This is a genomic window from Martinezella sp. CNPSo 3890 (assembly GCF_057784455.1).
The window spans coordinates 57,996-76,695 of sequence record NZ_JBXSOR010000020.1 but is presented as its reverse complement, the minus strand read 5'-3'; the positions used below and the strand labels follow the sequence as shown (position 1 = coordinate 76,695).

The window sequence follows — 18,700 nt, the reverse complement described above, 5'->3', positions numbered from 1 at the left end:
AATTCATGGAGCCGTTAATGAACGACAAATCATCGGTGATCAGGGAAACGGATGAGGATGCGCGCAGTCAGGCGCGCGACCTCATGCACAAAGCCGCACATGCAGCCTTGGCCGTCATCGACCCCGAAACCGGCTTTCCCTTCGTCAGCCGCGTCCTGATCGCCATGGATGCCGATGGCGCTCCGGTCATCTTGGTCTCCGGCCTCTCCTCACATACCAAGGCTCTGATGAGGGACAGCCGCGCTTCGGCGCTCTTTGGCGAGCCCGGCAAGGGCGACCCTCTCGCCCATCCCCGCCTGACCTTGCGCTGCAGCGCGGAGCGCATCGATCGGCAAAGCCAGGCGCACGATCGCATCCGAGCGCTTTTTCTCGATCGCCACCCGAAATCCAAGCTCTATATCGACTTTCCGGATTTCTGCTTCTTCCGCCTCGTTCCGCTCGATGCCAGCCTGAACGGCGGCTTTGGAAGGGCTTACATCTTGTCCTCAAAAGACCTGATGATGCTTTAAACCGAAAACAAAATCCGACGGCAATAAAATCATACAATAGTGCGAGAATTAGTAGGTGGACAGCCTGACGTAGAACCAGCCAATATTCTCAGGTTGCAAATCCGCAGTGACCAAAATTGGCATGTTTGCGGCTCCGAAACGATAAGAATCGACCTATTTTGGTCTAATTTAGCCCCTGGATGGGACGCTGGAGACCTCAGCATTATCGCTGAGGCATCATACGTACATACCTAAAACAGCATACTCGATACCTTAAATTTAGGTATATACAATCTTCGACCCCTCTTGGTATTGTTAGATATCGGTTTGGACCGGCTTGGAAATAGCACAGTTTCTGATGTACGCTCCGCATTGGGAAGATTAACAGATGAAGACAAGAGATTTGGCCGAACATTCTAATGTCGCGGCAGCATTATTATCAGCAATGGCGAACCCAAAGCGTCTTTTGATCCTTTGCAGTCTCGTTAAGGGTGAAGTTCCTGTTGGCGTTCTTGCCAATCAGGTCGGACTGAGCCAATCAGCACTTTCTCAGCATCTTTCGAAGCTTCGCGCTCAGAAGCTGGTCAAGACGCGACGCGATGCTCAAACGATTTACTACTCCAGCACATCAGAATCCGTGATCCGTGTTCTTGAAACGCTGGAAGACATTTATTGCGAGCCGGAAAAAAGTAGATCGGCTGCTTAAGAGCTTGCAATAGCTCAAGGCCTGTCGACAGACGATCTCCGGGGAACACTTTAGACCCTGAAAGATCGACTTGCTTTCATCACCAGGTGTTTTACTGCTTTAACTGGCAAATCTTTAGATTTGCCAGTTTTTTCATGTCTGGACGAGCTCGCATCACGTCTGCAGACAATTCCGCGCCCGGCACCGCCGACCTGCCGCGATCCAATTCCTGCCGTACACCAGCCTCCTTTCCCGACCCATCTTTGCCTTGACGCAAATAGGCCGGCTGATAATTTGACCAAGCAGTAAATATAATCGCGCGGCGCGGCGCCGCGGTCGGGTAACAGGCCCCCGAATGGCCATTGGAGAACAGCATGTCGGACCGTTTGAATGCCACCCCCAACGATTTGCGCGCCTTCTGGATGCCGTTTACGGCCAACCGCCAATTCAAGAAGGAACCGCGCCTCTTCGTCAGCGCCAAGGATATGTACTACACCACCCATGACGGTCGGCAGGTATTGGACGGAACTGCGGGTCTGTGGTGCGTGAACGCGGGACACTGCCGCCCCAAGATCACCGAGGCGATCCGCCAGCAGGCAGGCGAACTCGACTATGCCCCGGCCTTCCAGCTCGGCCACCCCAAGGCCTTCGAGCTGGCGAACAGGCTGGTCGATATTGCACCCGAGGGTATGGACCACGTTCTTTATACCAATTCCGGTTCGGAATCGGTCGAAACCGCGCTCAAGGTCGCGCTTGCCTATCATCGCGTGAAGGGCAATGGCTCGCGCTTCCGTCTCATCGGCCGCGAGCGTGGCTACCACGGTGTCAATTTCGGCGGCATCTCCGTCGGCGGCATCGTCACCAACCGCAAGATGTTCGGCACGCTGCTGACCGGCGTCGATCATATGCCGCACACGCATATTCCTGGCAAGAACGCCTTCACGCGCGGCGAGCCAGAGCATGGCGGCGATATCGCCACCGAGCTTGAGCGCATCGTCACGCTGCACGACGCCTCGACAATCGCTGCTGTCATTGTCGAGCCGATTGCCGGCTCCACCGGCGTGCTCATCCCGCCGAAAGGCTATCTGCAGAAGCTGCGCGACATCTGCACCAAGCACGGCATCCTGCTGATCTTCGACGAGGTCATCACCGGCTTCGGCCGCCTCGGTGCGCCCTTTGCCGCTCAATATTATGATGTGAAGCCGGATATCATCACGACCGCCAAAGGCCTGACCAACGGCGTCATTCCAATGGGTGCAGTCTTCGTCACCTCGGAGATCCATGACGCCTTCATGCAGGGACCCGAGCATATGATCGAGTTCTTCCACGGCTATACCTATTCCGGCAATCCGATCGCCTCTGCCGCGGCGTTGGCAACGCTCGACACCTATAAGGAAGAAGGCCTTCTCACGCGCGCAGCAGAACTTTCAGACTACTGGGCCGATGCCCTGCATTCCCTGAAGGACTGCCCGAACGTCATCGATATCAGAAACACCGGCCTGATCGGCGCCATCGAGCTCGATCCGATCGCCGGCGAGCCCACCAAGCGCGCCTTCACCGCTTTCCTCAAGGCCTATGAAAAGGGCCTCCTCATCCGCACCACCGGCGACATCATCGCACTATCGCCGCCGCTGATCATCGAAAAGCATCACATCGACGAGCTGTTCGGCAAGCTCCGCGAGATCTTGCAGAATAATATCTAAGGCATAATCTCAAATAATCTCCGCCCCTCACGCCTCCTCTTGTATGAGCAAGAGAGCCGGCATGAGGGGCGATCCATATGCGAGGGACGAAATGACCACCAAACTCGAACGCTATATCGACCAGGGCGTCGGCCGGGAACCCGCCGATATCGTGTTGAAGAACGGCCGGTTCTTCGATCTGGTGACGGGCGAGCTGGTCGCTTCGGATATCGCCATCTGCGGCGATCGCATCGTCGGCACCTGCGGCGAGTATCAGGGGCGCGAAGAGATCGATATTGCCGGCCGCGTCGTTGTACCGGGCTTCATCGACACGCATCTTCACATCGAATCCTCGCTGGTAACCCCGCTCGAATTCGATCGCTGCGTGCTGCCCTATGGCGTGACCACCGCCATCTGCGATCCGCATGAAATCGCCAACGTGCTCGGCACCGAAGGCATACGTTACTTCCTCGACTGTTCGCTGGAAACCATCATGGATATCCGCGTCCAGCTCTCGTCCTGCGTGCCGGCAACGCATCTGGAAACCTCGGGCGCCGATCTGCCGATCGAGAAGCTCTTGCCCTTCCGCAATCACCCGCAGGTGATTGGCCTTGCCGAATTCATGAATTTTCCCGGCGTGGTCCACAAGGACCCCGTCTGCATGGCGAAACTCGAAGCCTTCCAGGGCGGTCATATTGATGGCCACGCGCCGCTTTTGCGCGGTAATGACCTCAACGGCTATCTCGCGGCTGGTATTCGCACAGAGCATGAATCGACAACCGCCGAAGAGGCGCTGGAGAAGATCCGCAAGGGCATGCATGTGCTGGTGCGCGAAGGCTCCGTTTCCAAGGATCTGCACGCGTTGATGCCTGTTATCACCGAACGCCTGTCGCCTCATCTGGCGCTCTGCACCGATGACCGTAACCCGCTCGATATCGCCGAACAGGGCCATCTCGATTACATGATCCGCACGGCGATCGCCCATGGCGTCGAGCCACTGGCGATCTACCGCGCCGCCTCGATCTCGGCAGCCCGTGCCTTCGGTCTGCGTGATCGCGGTCTCGTGGCACCCGGATGGCGCGCCGATCTCGTCGTCGTCGACAGCCTGGAAAGCTGCAAGGCCGAGATCGTCTTCTCCGCAGGCCGCCGTGTCACCGCCGAACTCTTCGCGACCCGCGGTTCGGTCGAGCCGGTCGGCCTCGACAGCGTCAAGGCCCGCCCGATCAACGCAGCCGATTTTGGCGTGCCGGTGACGGAGGGCGAAAGCTCCGTCATTGGCGTGACGCCTGGCAAGATCATCACCCAACATCGCCGCTATCGCCTGCCGGCCAAGGGCAACCAGACCGATATCGACCTCGGCAACGATATCATCAAGGTCGCCGTCATCGAGCGGCACGGCAAGAACGGCAACCATGCCAACGGCTTCGTCCAAGGCTTTGGCTTGAAGAAAGGCGCGATCGCCTCGACCGTCGGCCATGACAGCCACAATATCTGCGTCGTCGGCGTCAGCGAGGATGACATGGCGCTCGCCGCCAATCGCTTGAGCGACATCAATGGCGGTTTCGTCGTCGTCGAGGACGGCGTCGTGACCGGTGAAATCGCCCTGCCTGTCGCTGGCCTGATGAGCCTCGAGCCTTATGAAAGCGTGCGCGACACGCTGCACCACCTGCGCCAGGCGGCCTACGCCCTTGGCGCGACCCTGGAAGAGCCCTTCCTGCAGCTTGCGTTCCTGCCCCTGCCCGTGATCCCGCATCTTAAGATATCGGATAAAGGCCTGGTCGATGTCGACAAATTCATGCTGATCGGCTGATCAGGCTCGTCCCTCGTAAGGAACATAGCTTGCATTGCGAAGGTGTCAGCGGACAAATAATTCAAGCTTGGGACTTCAATTGATAAAAGCCTATTGTTATCTTTGTTCCACGACATCAAACCGTTTGGTCATGGAAAGAACAATCGTGACAAAGCTTGAGCAGATTGAGAAAAATGTCAGCGAACTGGAGCCGGAAGACTTCAAGGCATTCGCCGAATGGTTCGAAGCTCTGCAGGCAAGCCGGTGGGACCGGCAAATCGAAGCTGATATAGGCGCCGGTAAACTGGATAGATTGGCAGACAAAGCCCTCGCCGATTTTCGTGTGGGAAAGACGCGGGCATTTTGAAGCATCACGCCACTCAGCCGTTTTGGGAGGCATATGAAAAGCTGCCAAAACATGTGCGAGAACTCGCCGACCGAAATTTCGAGCTTCTCAAATCGAACCCAAGGCATCCTTCGCTTCATTTTAAACAAGTAGGCCGCTTCTGGTCCGCGCGGGTCGGGATGTCCTGGCGGGCTCTTGCTGTCGCTGACGGCGACGCCCTTGTCTGGTTCTGGATCGGCTCTCACACCGAATATGACAAGCTCTTACGCTAAATCACGTCACATACCCGCAATAAACATCCAGAGCAGCAAGCGTTAGCGTTGTCCCGGCATCCGCCGTGTCAAACCCCGGCATGGCGATCGTCTTGCCAAGCTTGATATCCTCCGGCAAGGCAACCTTCACAGGCTTGCGGGAGAGATTGAAGACAAACAGCAGCGTCTCCTCACCCTTGGAGCGCGTGAAGGCGAGAACGTCCTCTTTTGTATCAAGAAAGATCATGTCGCCGTCACGCAGGGCGGCATGTTCGGCACGGAAGGCCAGCGTGCGCTGATAATGATGCAGCACCGAATCCGCGTCCGTCTCCTGCTTGTCGACGGCAAGCGCCGCATGCTGATAGGGAACCGGCAGCCAGGATTTGTCGGCGGTCGTAAAGCCGGCATGGGCGCGGCTCGCTTCCCAGGGCATGGGCGTACGGCATCCGTCACGCCCCTTGAAGGCCGGCCAGAAGCGAATGCCGTAGGGATCGCGCAGATCCTCGAAGGCAAGCTCTGCCTCAGGCAGGCCGAGCTCTTCCCCTTGATACAGGCAAATGGAGCCGCGTAACGCCGAGAGCAGAGAGATTGCGAGCTTCGCAACGCGCGGCTGCTCTTCTTCCGTTTTGGCGAAGCGGCTGACATGTCGCTGAACGTCATGGTTGGAAAAGGCCCAGCAGACCCAGCCATCAACGACATTATCCTGGAAATCGCTGACGCAGCGCCGGAAATGCGCCGGCGTAAAATCGGGGCCTAAAAGATCGAACGTGTAGCACATGTGCAGCTTGTCGCCGCCGCTGGTATAGGCCGCAACCGTCTCCAGCGAGCGCACGCCGTCACCGACTTCGCCGACTGTCGTGCGGTTTTCGTATTGATCGAGCAATGCACGCAACCGCTTCAGGAAGCCGATATTTTCAGGCTGCGTCTTGTCGTAAAGATGGTTCTGCATCCCATAGGGGTTGGTTTCGGGCGCGTCGAGCCCGCCGGTCGCGACGAGCGCCGGCGGATTGTCGCGAAGCTTCTTGTCGCAGAAATAGTAGTTGACCGTATCCAGGCGGAAACCATCGACGCCGCGATCGAGCCAGAATTTGACGGCCGCCAATACCGCATCCTGAACGTCCGGATTGTGGAAGTTCAAATCCGGCTGCGATGTCAGGAAGTTGTGCTGGTAATATTGCCGGCGCACGCCATCCCATTCCCAGCCGGGGCCGCCGAAGATCGACAGCCAGTTGTTCGGCGCCGTCCCATCCGGTTTCGGATCGGCCCAGACATACCAATCCGCCTTGGGATTGTCGCGGCTTGCGCGGCTTTCAACAAACCAGGGATGCCGGTCGGAGGTGTGCGAGATGACCTGGTCGATGATGACTTTGAGGCCGAGCTCATGTGCTGCCGCCATCATCTCGTCGAAATCGGCAAGCGTGCCGAAGATCGGATCAACATCGCAGTAATCGGCGACGTCATAGCCCATATCGGCCATCGGCGAGGTAAAGAACGGCGCCAGCCAGATTGCGTCGACCCCGAGTGCGGCAATGTGAGGCAGGCGCCGGGTGATCCCCTTGATATCTCCGAGCCCGTTGGCATCCGTATCCTGAAACGACCGCGGATAGACCTGATAGATCACTGCCCCGCGCCACCAATCGGCTCCCGCCGCTTTATTCGTCGATTTCATCAAACCGCCTCGATATCGCACAAGGCCTACCAGTTTGCACAGTCGGGCGCAGGCGGCAAGCTGCAAATCGGCTGCCTGAGAAACTCAACCATCGGGCGGATAAATTCGCTGTATCAATTTTAGAGATTTGTGAATATGAAAGTTCACATGCTAAGCATGCCCGACTTTTTTTAACTTGAAAGCGACGTCGCTTTCGATAATTTCGCGCATTGACCTGTACGTGAAGGTTACCTGCGGGATCAAGAATACCCTTGTAAAACAAGGACAATAACTCCAGAAAGGTGGGAAAACATATGGCGCATATCACCCGAAAATTTATCGCTGCGGCTTTCGTCAGCACGATATTGAGCGTTTCGGCGCATGCCGCGACCCTCAATATCCACAACGGCGGCGACCCGACTTCGCTCGATCCGCAAAAAATTTCCGGCGATTGGGAGAACCGCATCGACGGCGATATCTTCGAAGGGCTGGTGACCGAGGACCCCAAGGACAACCCAATTCCAGGCCAGGCTGCAAGCTGGACGATTTCGCCCGACCAGAAGGTCTATACCTTCAAGCTGCGTGACGGCATCAAGTGGTCCGATGGACAACCGGTGACGGCTCAGGACTTCGTCTTCGCCTTCCAGCGCCTGATGGACCCGAAGACCGCGGCCCAGTACGCCTATCTGCAGTACACGATCCTGAACGCAGAAAAGATCAACAAGGGCGAGATCAAGGATCCGACGCAGCTCGGCGTCAAGGCGATCGACGACAAGACCCTCGAAATCACACTTGAGAACCCCACTCCCTACTTCCTCAACGCCCTGATGCACTATACGGCCTATCCGCTGCCGAAGCACGTTGTGGAAGCCAAGGGTGATGAGTGGGTCAAGATCGGCAATATCGTCACCAACGGTCCCTACAAGCCAGTGGAGTGGGTGCCTGGCTCGCATGTCAGCATGGTCAAGAGTGACCAATATTACGACGCCAAGGACATCAAGATCGACAAGGTCAACTACTATACGCTGGAAGACCAGGCCGCTGCCCTGAAACGTTATCGCGCCGGCGAATTCGACATTCTTACGTCGTTCCCGGCCGATCAGTATGACTGGATCCAGAAGAACCTGCCCGGCCAGGCGCATGTGGTGCCGTTCCTTGGCACCTACTACTACGTCCTGAACTCCACCAAGCCGCCATTCAACGACAAGCGCGTTCGCCAGGCTCTCTCCATGGCCGTCAATCGCGAAGTCATCGGGCCGAAGATTCTCGGCACCGGCGAACTGCCGTCCTATTCCTGGGTACCGCCTGGTACCGCCAATTACGGCGAGCCGGCCTATGTCAGCTGGAAGGACGAGCCTTACAAGCAGAAGGTCGAAGAAGCAAAGAAGCTTCTGAAGGAAGCAGGCTTTGGCCCTGACCATCCGTTGAAGGCTCAGCTGCGCTATAATACCAACGACAACCACAAGCGCATTGCCGTTGCGATTGCCGCCATGTGGAAGCCGCTCGGCGTCGATATCGAGCTCTACAACACCGAAACCAAGGTGCATTACGATGAAATGCAGCGTGGCGAGGTGCAGATCGGCCGCGCCGGCTGGCTCGCCGACTATAACGACCCGATCAACTTCCTGAACCTGCTGTCCACCGGCGTCGAAATGAACTACGGCCGCTGGAGCAACAAGGACTATGATGCTCTGATCAAGCAGGGCAATGAAGAAACCGATCTCAAGAAGCGCGCCGAAATCTACAAGAAGGCTGAGCAACTGGCCCTCGACGACAGCGCGGCTATCCCGATCTACTACTACGTTTCCCAGAACATCGTCGCCCCGAAGGTCCAGGGCTTCGTCGACAACATCCAGGACATCCACCGCACGCGCTGGCTGTCGATCAAAGAATAATTGGGAACAGGCTCCCTCCCGGACACGATCGGAGGGAGCCGTCTAAGACCATGTTTGGCTACGCTCTCCGTCGTTTGCTGTCGACAATCCCGGTTCTGTGGATTGCCGTGACAGTGTGTTTTTTCATTCTGCGCCTCGCTCCCGGCGGCCCCTTCGATGGCGAAAGGCCATTGCCGCCGGAAGTCAAAGCCAACCTCGCGGCTCACTACAACCTCGACAAGCCCCTGGTTGAGCAATACCTGATCTATGTCGGCGATGTTATGAAGGGCGACCTTGGCCCCTCCTTCGCCAATCAGGACTTCACCGTCACCCAGCAGATCATGTCCGGCTTCCCCTACACGCTGACCATTGGTGGCGCCGCTTTCGTGCTTGCAACTGTCGTCGGCATCTTCATAGGCTGTCTCGGGGCGCTTTATCAAAACCGCGCGGCCGATTACTGGCTGGGCGGCGGTCTCCTCATCGGCCTGGTCATGCCGAGCTTCCTCATCGCGCCGATCCTGCAGCTCATCTTCGGCAACACGCTCGGCTGGCTGCCGGTCGGTGGCTGGGGTGACGGCTCCGTCAAATTCCTCATCCTGCCCATCATCGTCCTGACGCTGCCGCACGCGGCACGCATCTCGCGCCTGATGCGCGGCTCGATGATCGAGGTGATGGGCCAGAACTTCATCCGGACCGCCAAGGCCAAAGGCATCGGTCCGCGACTGACGATCATGCGCCACGCGCTGAAGCCGGCCATGATGCCTGTCGTTTCCTATCTTGGACCGGCGGCAAGCTATCTGCTCACCGGCTCGCTGGTCGTCGAAAGCATCTTCGGCCTCCCCGGCGTCGGCCGCTACTTCGTCGGCGCGGCGCTGAACCGCGATTACGGCATGGTCCTCGGCACGGTCATTTTCTACATGGTCCTAATCGTGGTCCTCAACCTGCTGGTCGACATCGCCTATGCCTGGCTCGACCCGAAAGTGAGAATGCGATGATCCTCAATTCCGCCAAGAGAGAATTGCTGGAAGCGGAATTGCTTTCGGCAGAAGGGCTCGCGCCCAAGGGGCGTTCCCTCACAGGCGACGCGATGCGTCGTCTCCTGCGCAACAAGGCGGCGGCACTTTCGCTGGTCATACTGGCCCTGCTGGTTCTGGTCGCCATATTCGGCCCGTATTTCCTGCCCTTCAACTATGAGGATCCGGACTGGACGTCGTTCCGCGGCGCTCCAGACTTCGCCGCCGGCCACTATTTCGGTACCGACGGCAATGGCCGCGACCTGCTGGCGCGCACGCTCTACGGCACCCGCGTCTCGCTGACGGTCGCACTTGTTGCGACCCTCGTCTCGGTCGTCATCGGCGTGCTCTATGGCGCCGTTGCCGGTTATTTCGGCGGTCGCGTCGATGCGATCATGATGCGCTTCGTCGATATCATGTACGCCCTGCCCTACGTCCTCTTCGTCATCCTGCTGATGGTGATCTTCGGCCGTAACGTCTACCTGCTGTTTGCGGCGATCGGTGCGCTGGAATGGCTCACCATGGCCCGTATCGTGCGCGGCCAGACACTGTCGATCAAGCAGCGGGAATTCATCGAGGCCGCACGCGCTTCCGGACAGCGGTCGTTCAAGATCATCCTCAAGCACATCGTGCCGAACCTCGTCGGCCCGGTCGTCATCTACGCGACGCTGACCATCCCGGAAATCATCGCGACGGAGAGCTTCCTCTCCTATCTCGGCTTCGGTGTTCAGGAGCCGCTGACGTCTCTCGGCACGCTGATTGCCGAAGGCTCGGCGGGCATGGAGACGACGCCCTGGCTGCTGTTCTTCCCGGCCGGTTTCCTGGTCGCGCTGCTGATGAGCCTGCTCTTCATCGGCGACGGTCTGCGCGACGCATTCGATCCGAAGGATCGCTGACATGACAGACACACTTCTCGAACTCAAAGACTACTCGATCACCTTCCGCACGCCCGAGGGCGAAGTCGCGGCAGTCTCCAAGATGAACCTCAAAATCGGCCGCGGCGAGCGCATCGCTATCGTCGGTGAATCCGGCTCCGGCAAGAGCCAGACTTTTCTCGGCCTGATGGGCCTGCTCGCCAAGAACGGCCGCACCAGCGGCCAGGCGCTGCTCGACGGCAAGGATCTACTGACGCTGAAGCCGCGTGAACTCGACCATGTCCGCGGCAAGGACATGGCCATGGTCTTCCAGGACCCGATGACCGCACTCAACCCGTCGCTGCGCATCTCGCGGCAGTTGACGGAACAGCTCGAAGTTCATGGCGGGCTTTCAGCGCGTGCCGCCTCGGCAGCGGCGCTCGATATGCTGAAGCGTGTCGGCATCCCCGACCCGACTCGCCGCTTCAACCTCTACCCGCACGAGCTTTCGGGCGGCATGCGCCAGCGCATCGTCATCGCCATGGCGCTGCTGACCAAGCCGAAGCTCTTGATCGCCGACGAGCCGACGACGGCGCTCGACGTAACGATCCAGGCGCAGATCCTCGATCTCTTCAACGAGTTGACGGCGGAAATGCATACGGCTCTCGTTATGATCACCCATGATCTCGGCGTCGTTGCCGGCCTCGCCGACCGCGTTGCCGTCATGTATGCCGGCCGCATCGTCGAGGAGGCGCCGGTCGAGGAGCTGTTCGAAAGCCCGGCCCATCCCTATACGGCGGCGCTTCACTCGGCGATCCCGAGGCCGGACCAGGATGTCGACGACCTCACCGTCATCCCTGGACGACCGCCGAACCTGATGCATCTGCCGCGCGGCTGCGCCTTCTCACCGCGCTGCGCCCATGTGCAGGACGACTGCCTCGACGCCGCGCCTCCGCTCGACCAGCTTTCATCGCGACGCTGTGCGGCCTGCTTCCATCCCCTTTCGGCTAATCAGGAACGGAGCCTCGTCCATGGCTGAGCAAACGCTTCTGAAGGTCGAGCATCTGACGACCGAATTCGAACTGCCGTCGAAATCCTTTTTCAAGCCGCCGATGATCCTCACGGCTGTTAACGATGTTAGCTTCGAACTGAAAACCGGCCGCACTCTCGGCATCGTCGGCGAATCCGGCTGCGGCAAGTCCACGCTTGGCCGCTCCATCCTGCGGCTGATCAAGGCGCAGAAAGGCCGCATTCTCTGGCAAGGCGGCAATCTGCTCGATCTCACCGAAGAGGAAATGCGTGCCGCCCGCCGCGACATGCAGATCATCTTCCAGGATCCGATCGCCTCGCTCGATCCGCGCATGACCGTCGGCGACATCATCGCCGAGCCGCTCACGGTCTTCGAACCGAAACTGACCCGGGCGCAGCGGCAGGATCGCGTTCGCGAGATCATGGCTGCCGTCGGCCTCGTTCCGGAGATGATCAACCGTTACCCGCACGAATTCTCGGGCGGCCAAGCGCAGCGCATCGGCATCGCCCGCGCCGTTATCACCCGGCCGAAGCTCATCATCTGCGACGAGCCGGTCTCGGCGCTCGACGTTTCGATCCAGGGACAGGTCATCACGCTTCTGCGTCGCCTGCGCAAGGAGTTCGGCCTCACCTTGATCTTCATCAGCCACGATCTTTCTGTCGTGCGCCTGATCTCGGACGACGTGCTGGTGCTCTACCTCGGCAAGGTGGTGGAAGCAGGCGAAGCCGCGACGGTCTTCGATCATCCGGCTCATCCATACACGCAGGCGCTGTTCTCCGCCGCGCCAATCCCCGATCCGAAGCTCGCTCGTGGCCGTGAGCGCATCCGCCTGCAGGGCGATCCGCCCTCGCCGCTTAATCCGCCGCCGGGCTGCGTCTTCTCGCCCCGCTGCTGGAAGGCGACAGATATCTGCCGCACGAAAATGCCGCCGACCGAGCACGTCCGTCCGGGTCAGACGGCGGCCTGCTATCACATGGATCGGCCATAAAGTAGATCCAGCGAAAGTGGACGGCGACAGCCGCCGTCCACCTTGCCCCAGCCGCCGCTTGCGCGTATGCAGCACCAAGACAAAATGCAGGAGGCAGTCTTGGGCGGGCGTTTTCTATCGATCGGCGAATGCATGGTGGAATTGTCGCAGGCCGATGACGGGCACCTGCGCAAGGGCTTTGCCGGCGACACCTTCAACACCGCCTGGTATGCCCGCGCCTGCTTGCCGGCCGACTGGTCGATCGATTATTTCACCGCACTCGGCGACGATGCCATGTCCGACGAAATGGTCGCCTTCATGGGCGGCGCCGGCATCGGCACGGCGAGCATCCGCCGCCTGCGCGGCAAGACTCCCGGCCTCTACATGATCAATTTGAAGGATGGCGAACGCTCCTTCAGTTACTGGCGCGATAGCTCCGCCGCCCGCCAGCTTGCAGCCGATGGCGACGCCCTGCGCGCTGCAATCGAAGCCTCCGACGTCCTTTATTTTTCAGGCATCACGCTGGCGATCCTGCCGCGCGAAGACGCCTTCACGCTGCTCGCAGAACTGCGTCGCGCCAAGGCTGCCGGCAAGCTGGTTGCCTTCGATCCGAACCTGCGCCCTCGTCTGTGGTCCAGCCTCGACGCCATGCACACCATGATTTCGGAAGGTGCGCGCGCCGCAACGCTCGTCATGCCGAGCTTCGATGATGAAGCCGTGCATTTCGGCGACGATTCGATTCCCGCCACCATCCGCCGTTACCGGCAGTACGGAGCCCAGATGATCGTCGTCAAGAACGGCGCCGAGGGCGCGACCATCGGCGATGGTACCGATGAGACCCTCGTCCCGGCGGTCAAGGTCGCCAAGGTCGTCGACACCACCAGCGCCGGCGACAGCTTCAATGGCGCATTTCTGGCTCACTATCTGCAGCATCAGGATGCGGTTGCTGCCGCCGGCTTCGCAGCCAAGATCGCGGCAAAGGTCATTCAGGAATACGGTGCACTCGTCTCGCCCGAGAAGCTGAAGTCCATCCGCTAAACGCTGTAATATTTCCATCATGGACACCCCCCACAATAGAGTGGGCGCGGGAATCATGTTTGAAACACCGCAATCGCTGGCACCGTCATCATGAGGATGCGGTGCGGATGGACTGTTTTGGGCATGTTGCAACGCTTGTCAGACATCGATCAAACCACCTGGACGCAGGCGGCGACACCTGTCGCAGTACCCGAACGGCTGCTCATCGTCAGCGATGCCTGGCATCCACAGGTCAACGGCGTGGTCCGCTCCATCGAGAACACCAATCGCGAACTAACGCGCATGGGCGTCGAAGTCTCGATGATCACGCCGGACGGCTTTCGTAATATCCCCTGCCCGACCTACCCGGAAATCCGGCTTTCGATCGCCAGCTACCGCAAGATCGCCGCAAGAATAGAAGCACTCCGGCCGACTTATGTCCACATCGCCACGGAGGGTCCCCTCGGACTTACGGCCAGGCGCTGGTGCCTGAGAAATGGTATGCCGTTTTCGACCAGCTATCACACCCGCTTTCCTGAATATGTGGCCGCGCGTTTGCCGATACCGGAGAGTTGGCTCTACGCCTTCGTCAAATGGTTTCACAATGCCGGCTACGGCTGCATGGTGGCGACACCAAGCCTTGCTAGCGAGCTTAAACTGCGCGGCATTCGCAATCTGCTGCCCTGGAGCCGTGGCATAGATTCCCGCCTCTTCCGTCCCCAACCACTTGACGACAACCCCTTCGGCTTGCCCCGTCCCATCTTCATGACTGTCGGCCGCGTTGCGCTGGAGAAGAACCTGCCCGCCTTCCTCGATCTCGACCTGCCTGGATCGAAAGTGGTAGTGGGCGATGGCCCCGCCCGAGCCGAACTGCAGAAGCTCTACCCTGATGTCCATTTTCTCGGCGCGAAATTCGGCGAGGAACTGGCGCATGCCTATTCGCAGGCCGACGTCTTCGTCTTCCCGTCCAAGACCGACACCTTTGGCAACGCCATTCTGGAAGCGCTCGCAAGCGGCGTTCCGGTCGCCGCCTACCCCGTCACCGGCCCCGCGGATATTTTGGGAGGAAACAGGGCTGCCGGCGTTGTAGATGCCGATCTAACAACGGCCTGCCTCGCCGCACTCTCTTGCTCCCGCGATGCCGCACGCACGCTGGCACTCAACTATTCCTGGGAGGCGGCGACGGCGCAATTTATCGGCAATGTCAGAATTGCCAATCACCGAGGCCGGCTGCACGTCCACAACAAGCATTGAGTCCCCAAACGATCGGCACCATCAGTGAAGTTGCAGCTCCGGCCTTACATGCCGTCAACGATCACCGCGCTGCCCTGACGGCATAGCATAGCCCTGCATGAGGATTGGATAGCTGCGTCTTATCCAGCACGATGAAGCCCGCATCGAGCAATGGCGCGAAGAACGTCATTTGATTCTTATCTTTGGACCACCATTTATGCCACTCGATCACTATGGCATTGATCGACCCGAAAAGACCGTGCCTCGCCAGAGCCTCAGCAGCTGCCTTTCCAAAAACGGAAGAAACCCGTAGCTCAGGCATAAATTTGGGTGTACAATTATTTATCGCACGATCTACATTAGACCTCTCAGGGAGTACTTGAGATGACCGACGACCCGTTAAAGCTGGATAACTTCATCTGCTTCGCGCTCTATTCGGCGAACCATGCGATGAATCGTCTCTATAAGCCGATGCTGGACGCGCTCAATCTTACCTATCCGCAATATCTCGTCATGGTGACACTATGGGAGGAAGACGGCCAGACCGTTGGCGGCATCGGTGAAAAGCTGTTTCTGGAATCAAGCACGCTGACACCGCTCTTGAAGCGCCTGGAAGCAGCCGGCTTCATCAAGCGTATCCGCAGCAAGGAAGATGAGCGCCAGGTGCTGATTCAACTGACCAGTGAAGGCAAGGCCCTGAAGAAGAAGGCCGCAACCGTTCCCCCTTGCATTCTCGACGCCACCGAGCAGACAGTGGACGAACTGGCACGGCTGAAGGCGGAAATCACGACGTTGCGCGAGGCACTCAGCAGGAATGCCGCCTGATTGAAGCGCGCCCATCTCTCGATGGGGCGCTTCGGCGAGTTACCGCTTCTTTTTGTTTTCGTAGGGATTTTCCGACGAGCGGAAATGAATGCGGATGGGCACGCCCGGCATGGAGAAGTCCTGACGAAGGCCATTGATCAGATAGCGCACATAGGATTCCGGCAGCGCATCCGAACGGGTGCAGGAAATCATGAAGGCCGGCGGCCGCGCCTTTACCTGCGTCATGTATTTCAGCTTGATGCGGCGGCCGGAAACGGCCGGTGGCGGATGCTGAACCTGCTGCGTCTCGAGCCAGCGGTTGAGGCGCGCGGTCGAGACGCGCTTGTTCCAGACCTTGTCCGTATCGACGATCGCCTGCATGAGGCGGTCCAGCCCCTCGCCCGTCTGGCCGGCAATCGGAATGGCGCGAATGCCTCGCGCCTGCGGCAATAACCGGTCGGTCTTTTCGCGCAGATCGGCGAGCACGGCCTGGCGATCCTCGATCATGTCCCACTTGTTGAAGGCAAGCACGGCGGCACGCCCCTCGCGGATCACGAGATCGACGATCTGCAGATCCTGCTTCTCGAAGGGAATGGTCGCATCAAAGACGATAACGACGGTTTCGGCGAAACGGATGGCGCGCAGCGTGTCGGCAACCGAAAGCTTCTCCAGCTTCTCGGTGACCTTCGCCTTGCGGCGCATTCCGGCGGTATCGAACATTTTGACGGTACGGCCGCGCCAGCTCCAGTCGACGGAGATGGAATCGCGGGTGATGCCGGCTTCCGGGCCGGTCAGCAGTCTGTCTTCACCTAGAAAGCGGTTGATGAGCGTCGACTTGCCCGCATTCGGGCGGCCGACGATCGCAACACGCAGGGGGCGCGTCTCGTCATAGGCCGGCTCCTCGTCGATCTCCTCGCCATCTTCGCCGACGGCCGGACGCGGAATACTGACATTCGTCTCTGCCTCATCTTCCTCTTCCCCGAAGGCGCGTTCGGGGCCGATTGCCTCAACGATCGCGTCGCGCAGATCCATCATGCCCTGGCCGTGTTCGGCCGAGATCGGGCAAGGTTCGCCGAGACCGAGCGTATAGGCATCGTAGAATCCGCTGTCGGAACCACGCGCTTCGGATTTGTTGGCAACCAGCACCACGGGCCGGCCGCGCTTGCGCAGCATTTCGGCAAGCGTCTTGTCGACATGGGTCAGGCCCATCTTGGCATCGACGACGAACAGCGTCAGGTCGGCTTCGTCGATCGCCGCCTCCGTCTGGGCGCGCATACGGCCCTGAAGCGATTCATCCTGAGCCTCTTCAAGACCGGCGGTGTCGACGATGCGAAAACGGAGATCGATCAGCTTGGCATCGCCGGGACGACGGTCACGCGTGACGCCCGGCGTATCGTCGACGAGCGCCAGCTTCTTGCCAACCAGCCGGTTGAACAGCGTGGACTTGCCGACATTCGGGCGACCGACGATCGCGACCGTAAAACTCATTGAGCGATCCTTCAGCCTTTTGCGACCGGAGCCTTGCCGGATGCAGTGATGAGATCGAGCAGCATCTGGGCACGGTTGGCAACATTGCGCGGGCTCTGCGGATCGTCGACGATCGCCTGGAACCACTGCCGGGCCTTGGCAAAATCGCCGGCCTTGTAAGCGGCAAGGCCGAGAACATCGCGCGCCGAATGGCGGAAGGCATCAGCGGGGACGGCCAGTTCCTGGGCTTCGGCGGCGACCTGATCGTAGGTGCCGGTATCGACGAGAAGGTAGGCAGCACGCAGGCGGGCCGCATCGCGGATAACGACGGGAAGATCCGTCTGCTTGCCGATCGCCGAGAAGGTGGCGATGGCAGCGGCCTTGTCCCCCTTCTGCGCCTGCAGCGTCGCGGCGCGCAGGCGGGCCAACACCGGATAGGAGCCGGGGCCGCTCTTTTCGATGGCGGCGAATGCGGCCAGCGCTTCATCCGTCTTGTTCTGATCGGCAAGCGTCAGCGCGGCAATGAACTGATCGCCACCGCTGCCGGCCTGATTGCCGGCCCAATAGCGATAGCCGCTATAGGCTGCAGTGCCAAGGACGACGAGCACGGCAGCACCGATGATGAGCTTGCCGAAACGACGCCATATGAACCGCAGCTGGTCCGAGCGCAGTTCCTCGTTCACCTCGCGGATGAAGCTATCGTCATTGAATGCCATTCTTGTCTCCGGCCCAGGCCAAATAGTTCAAAGCTTAGGTTTAGTGGGGCCTTCTACTCCATTTTGCGGCTGATGTAAGGGGGAATGGCAGAAATCGTCACATAACGAGCGGCGAAACCCCGATAATCCACGCATGAAGCTTCCAAATGATCAAGGCCCAGACAATGACGCCGATGACGATCGCATAAAGATCATATTTCGCCGAAACGAACGGACGCATGGTGATTTCGCCGGCCCGCTCGCGCCGTTTCAGCGAAATGCGCAGAATTACGCCCCAGGCGAGGAAGGCGGCAAAGAGCAATATCGCCGCTCCATCGCCATTCGACAGGAGATGCGCCAACGCCCAGATCTTCACCGACAGCACCATCGGATGCTTGGTTCTGACCGCGATATGCCCCGCCGGCAGCAGCGAGGCGACAAGACAGATCAGGGCGAAGAGCATCAGCAGGATGGTGATGTGGCTCATCCAGAACGGCGGCGTCCAGATCGGGGTCATGTCGCGCGCCTGACCGAAGCCGTAGATCAGAATGATCAGCGCCACGATGCTGGCAATCGAATAGGCACCCTTCCAGCCGCCCTCACCCAAACGCGCGATCATCGAGCTTCTGAGGCCGGGGACAACAACACGGACCAGATGGAGGCCGAGAAAGAGAACAATGCCGAGAACGAGCAATGCCATGGATGAAATCCTTTATGGTCTTGTAGTCACATCCTTATCGGCTGCCGCAAAAAAATGCCAGCATCACCGCAGCTTCGCCGCAATTGGGCGAAAGGAAGGAAGCGATCCTGAGCGCGCTATCCGATATCGCTGGACGATTCCTGGCAAGCCGTGCTCG

At 59.3% G+C, this 18,700-nt stretch carries 18 protein-coding genes; 14 read left to right on the top strand and 4 right to left on the bottom strand.

Annotated features, from left to right (window positions below; genetic code table 11):
* Window positions 1-17: 17 nt before the first annotated feature.
* From AC13RC_RS29985 to AC13RC_RS29960, 6 genes are all read left to right on the top strand, one after another.
* Entirely contained in the window at window positions 18-509 is a 492-nt protein-coding gene (locus tag AC13RC_RS29985) for a HugZ family pyridoxamine 5'-phosphate oxidase (protein ID WP_488559439.1), read from the top strand.
* 367 nt (window positions 510-876) lie between these two features.
* Entirely contained in the window at window positions 877-1,194 is a 318-nt protein-coding gene (locus tag AC13RC_RS29980) for an ArsR/SmtB family transcription factor (protein ID WP_015340680.1), read from the top strand.
* 353 nt (window positions 1,195-1,547) lie between these two features.
* Window positions 1,548-2,876 carry an omega-aminotransferase AptA gene (gene aptA / locus AC13RC_RS29975; protein ID WP_113332192.1) on the top strand — a complete coding sequence of 443 codons (1,329 nt, stop codon included), beginning with the start codon at window positions 1,548-1,550 and terminating at the stop codon, window positions 2,874-2,876.
* Window positions 2,877-2,967: 91 nt separating this feature from the next.
* Window positions 2,968-4,665, top strand: coding sequence for an adenine deaminase (ade, locus tag AC13RC_RS29970; protein ID WP_145316468.1), 1,698 nt, complete (start codon window positions 2,968-2,970; stop codon window positions 4,663-4,665).
* Window positions 4,666-4,810: 145 nt separating this feature from the next.
* Window positions 4,811-5,011 (top strand): hypothetical protein, encoded by a 201-nt coding sequence (locus AC13RC_RS29965; protein ID WP_069612720.1) that lies wholly within the window; start codon window positions 4,811-4,813, stop codon window positions 5,009-5,011.
* A 53-nt stretch (window positions 5,012-5,064) separates the two neighbouring features.
* Window positions 5,065-5,262 carry a ParE family toxin-like protein gene (locus AC13RC_RS29960; RefSeq protein WP_488559457.1) on the top strand — a complete coding sequence of 66 codons (198 nt, stop codon included), beginning with the start codon at window positions 5,065-5,067 and terminating at the stop codon, window positions 5,260-5,262.
* Between the two features lies 1 nt (window position 5,263).
* Here AC13RC_RS29960 and bglA read toward each other — a convergent pair whose 3' ends face one another.
* The gene (bglA, locus tag AC13RC_RS29955; protein WP_145316464.1) at window positions 5,264-6,910 is read right to left on the bottom strand and encodes a beta-galactosidase BglA; all 1,647 of its coding nucleotides are present in this window, start codon (window positions 6,908-6,910) and stop codon (window positions 5,264-5,266) included.
* A 293-nt stretch (window positions 6,911-7,203) separates the two neighbouring features.
* On the opposite strand from bglA, the gene AC13RC_RS29950 reads away from it, so the two are divergent.
* The 8 genes from AC13RC_RS29950 to AC13RC_RS29915 all read left to right on the top strand — a co-directional run bounded on the left by AC13RC_RS29950 (window position 7,204) and on the right by AC13RC_RS29915 (window position 15,702).
* The gene (locus AC13RC_RS29950) at window positions 7,204-8,784 is read left to right on the top strand and encodes a peptide ABC transporter substrate-binding protein (protein ID WP_069612723.1); all 1,581 of its coding nucleotides are present in this window, start codon (window positions 7,204-7,206) and stop codon (window positions 8,782-8,784) included.
* A 50-nt stretch (window positions 8,785-8,834) separates the two neighbouring features.
* Window positions 8,835-9,758, top strand: coding sequence for an ABC transporter permease subunit (locus AC13RC_RS29945; RefSeq protein WP_113332189.1), 924 nt, complete (start codon window positions 8,835-8,837; stop codon window positions 9,756-9,758).
* Window positions 9,755-10,672, top strand: a complete 918-nt coding sequence (locus tag AC13RC_RS29940; protein ID WP_145316462.1) for an ABC transporter permease — start codon at window positions 9,755-9,757, stop codon at window positions 10,670-10,672. The genes AC13RC_RS29945 and AC13RC_RS29940 overlap by 4 nt, the downstream gene beginning before the upstream one ends.
* 1 nt (window position 10,673) lies before the next feature.
* On the top strand, window positions 10,674-11,669 hold the full coding sequence (locus AC13RC_RS29935) for an ABC transporter ATP-binding protein (RefSeq protein WP_113332188.1): 996 nt from the start codon (window positions 10,674-10,676) through the stop codon (window positions 11,667-11,669).
* Window positions 11,662-12,648 carry an ABC transporter ATP-binding protein gene (locus tag AC13RC_RS29930; RefSeq protein WP_113332187.1) on the top strand — a complete coding sequence of 329 codons (987 nt, stop codon included), beginning with the start codon at window positions 11,662-11,664 and terminating at the stop codon, window positions 12,646-12,648. Before AC13RC_RS29935 ends, AC13RC_RS29930 begins: the two co-directional genes overlap by 8 nt.
* Before the next feature lie 99 nt (window positions 12,649-12,747).
* Window positions 12,748-13,665, top strand: a complete 918-nt coding sequence (locus AC13RC_RS29925; protein WP_113351812.1) for a sugar kinase — start codon at window positions 12,748-12,750, stop codon at window positions 13,663-13,665.
* 123 nt (window positions 13,666-13,788) lie between these two features.
* On the top strand, window positions 13,789-14,898 hold the full coding sequence (locus AC13RC_RS29920; RefSeq protein WP_488559438.1) for a glycosyltransferase family 4 protein: 1,110 nt from the start codon (window positions 13,789-13,791) through the stop codon (window positions 14,896-14,898).
* A gap of 363 nt (window positions 14,899-15,261) precedes the next feature.
* Window positions 15,262-15,702, top strand: coding sequence for a MarR family winged helix-turn-helix transcriptional regulator (locus AC13RC_RS29915; RefSeq protein WP_092711804.1), 441 nt, complete (start codon window positions 15,262-15,264; stop codon window positions 15,700-15,702).
* Between the two features lie 39 nt (window positions 15,703-15,741).
* Here the strand turns inward: AC13RC_RS29915 and der are convergent, their stop codons facing one another.
* The 3 genes from der to AC13RC_RS29900 all read right to left on the bottom strand — a co-directional run bounded on the left by der (window position 15,742) and on the right by AC13RC_RS29900 (window position 18,543).
* Entirely contained in the window at window positions 15,742-17,169 is a 1,428-nt protein-coding gene (der, locus tag AC13RC_RS29910) for a ribosome biogenesis GTPase Der (RefSeq protein WP_113332185.1), read from the bottom strand.
* An 11-nt stretch (window positions 17,170-17,180) separates the two neighbouring features.
* Entirely contained in the window at window positions 17,181-17,864 is a 684-nt protein-coding gene (locus AC13RC_RS29905) for a tetratricopeptide repeat protein (protein ID WP_183812829.1), read from the bottom strand.
* A 97-nt stretch (window positions 17,865-17,961) separates the two neighbouring features.
* Window positions 17,962-18,543 (bottom strand): NnrU family protein, encoded by a 582-nt coding sequence (locus AC13RC_RS29900; protein WP_488559437.1) that lies wholly within the window; start codon window positions 18,541-18,543, stop codon window positions 17,962-17,964.
* Window positions 18,544-18,700 lie beyond the last annotated feature (157 nt).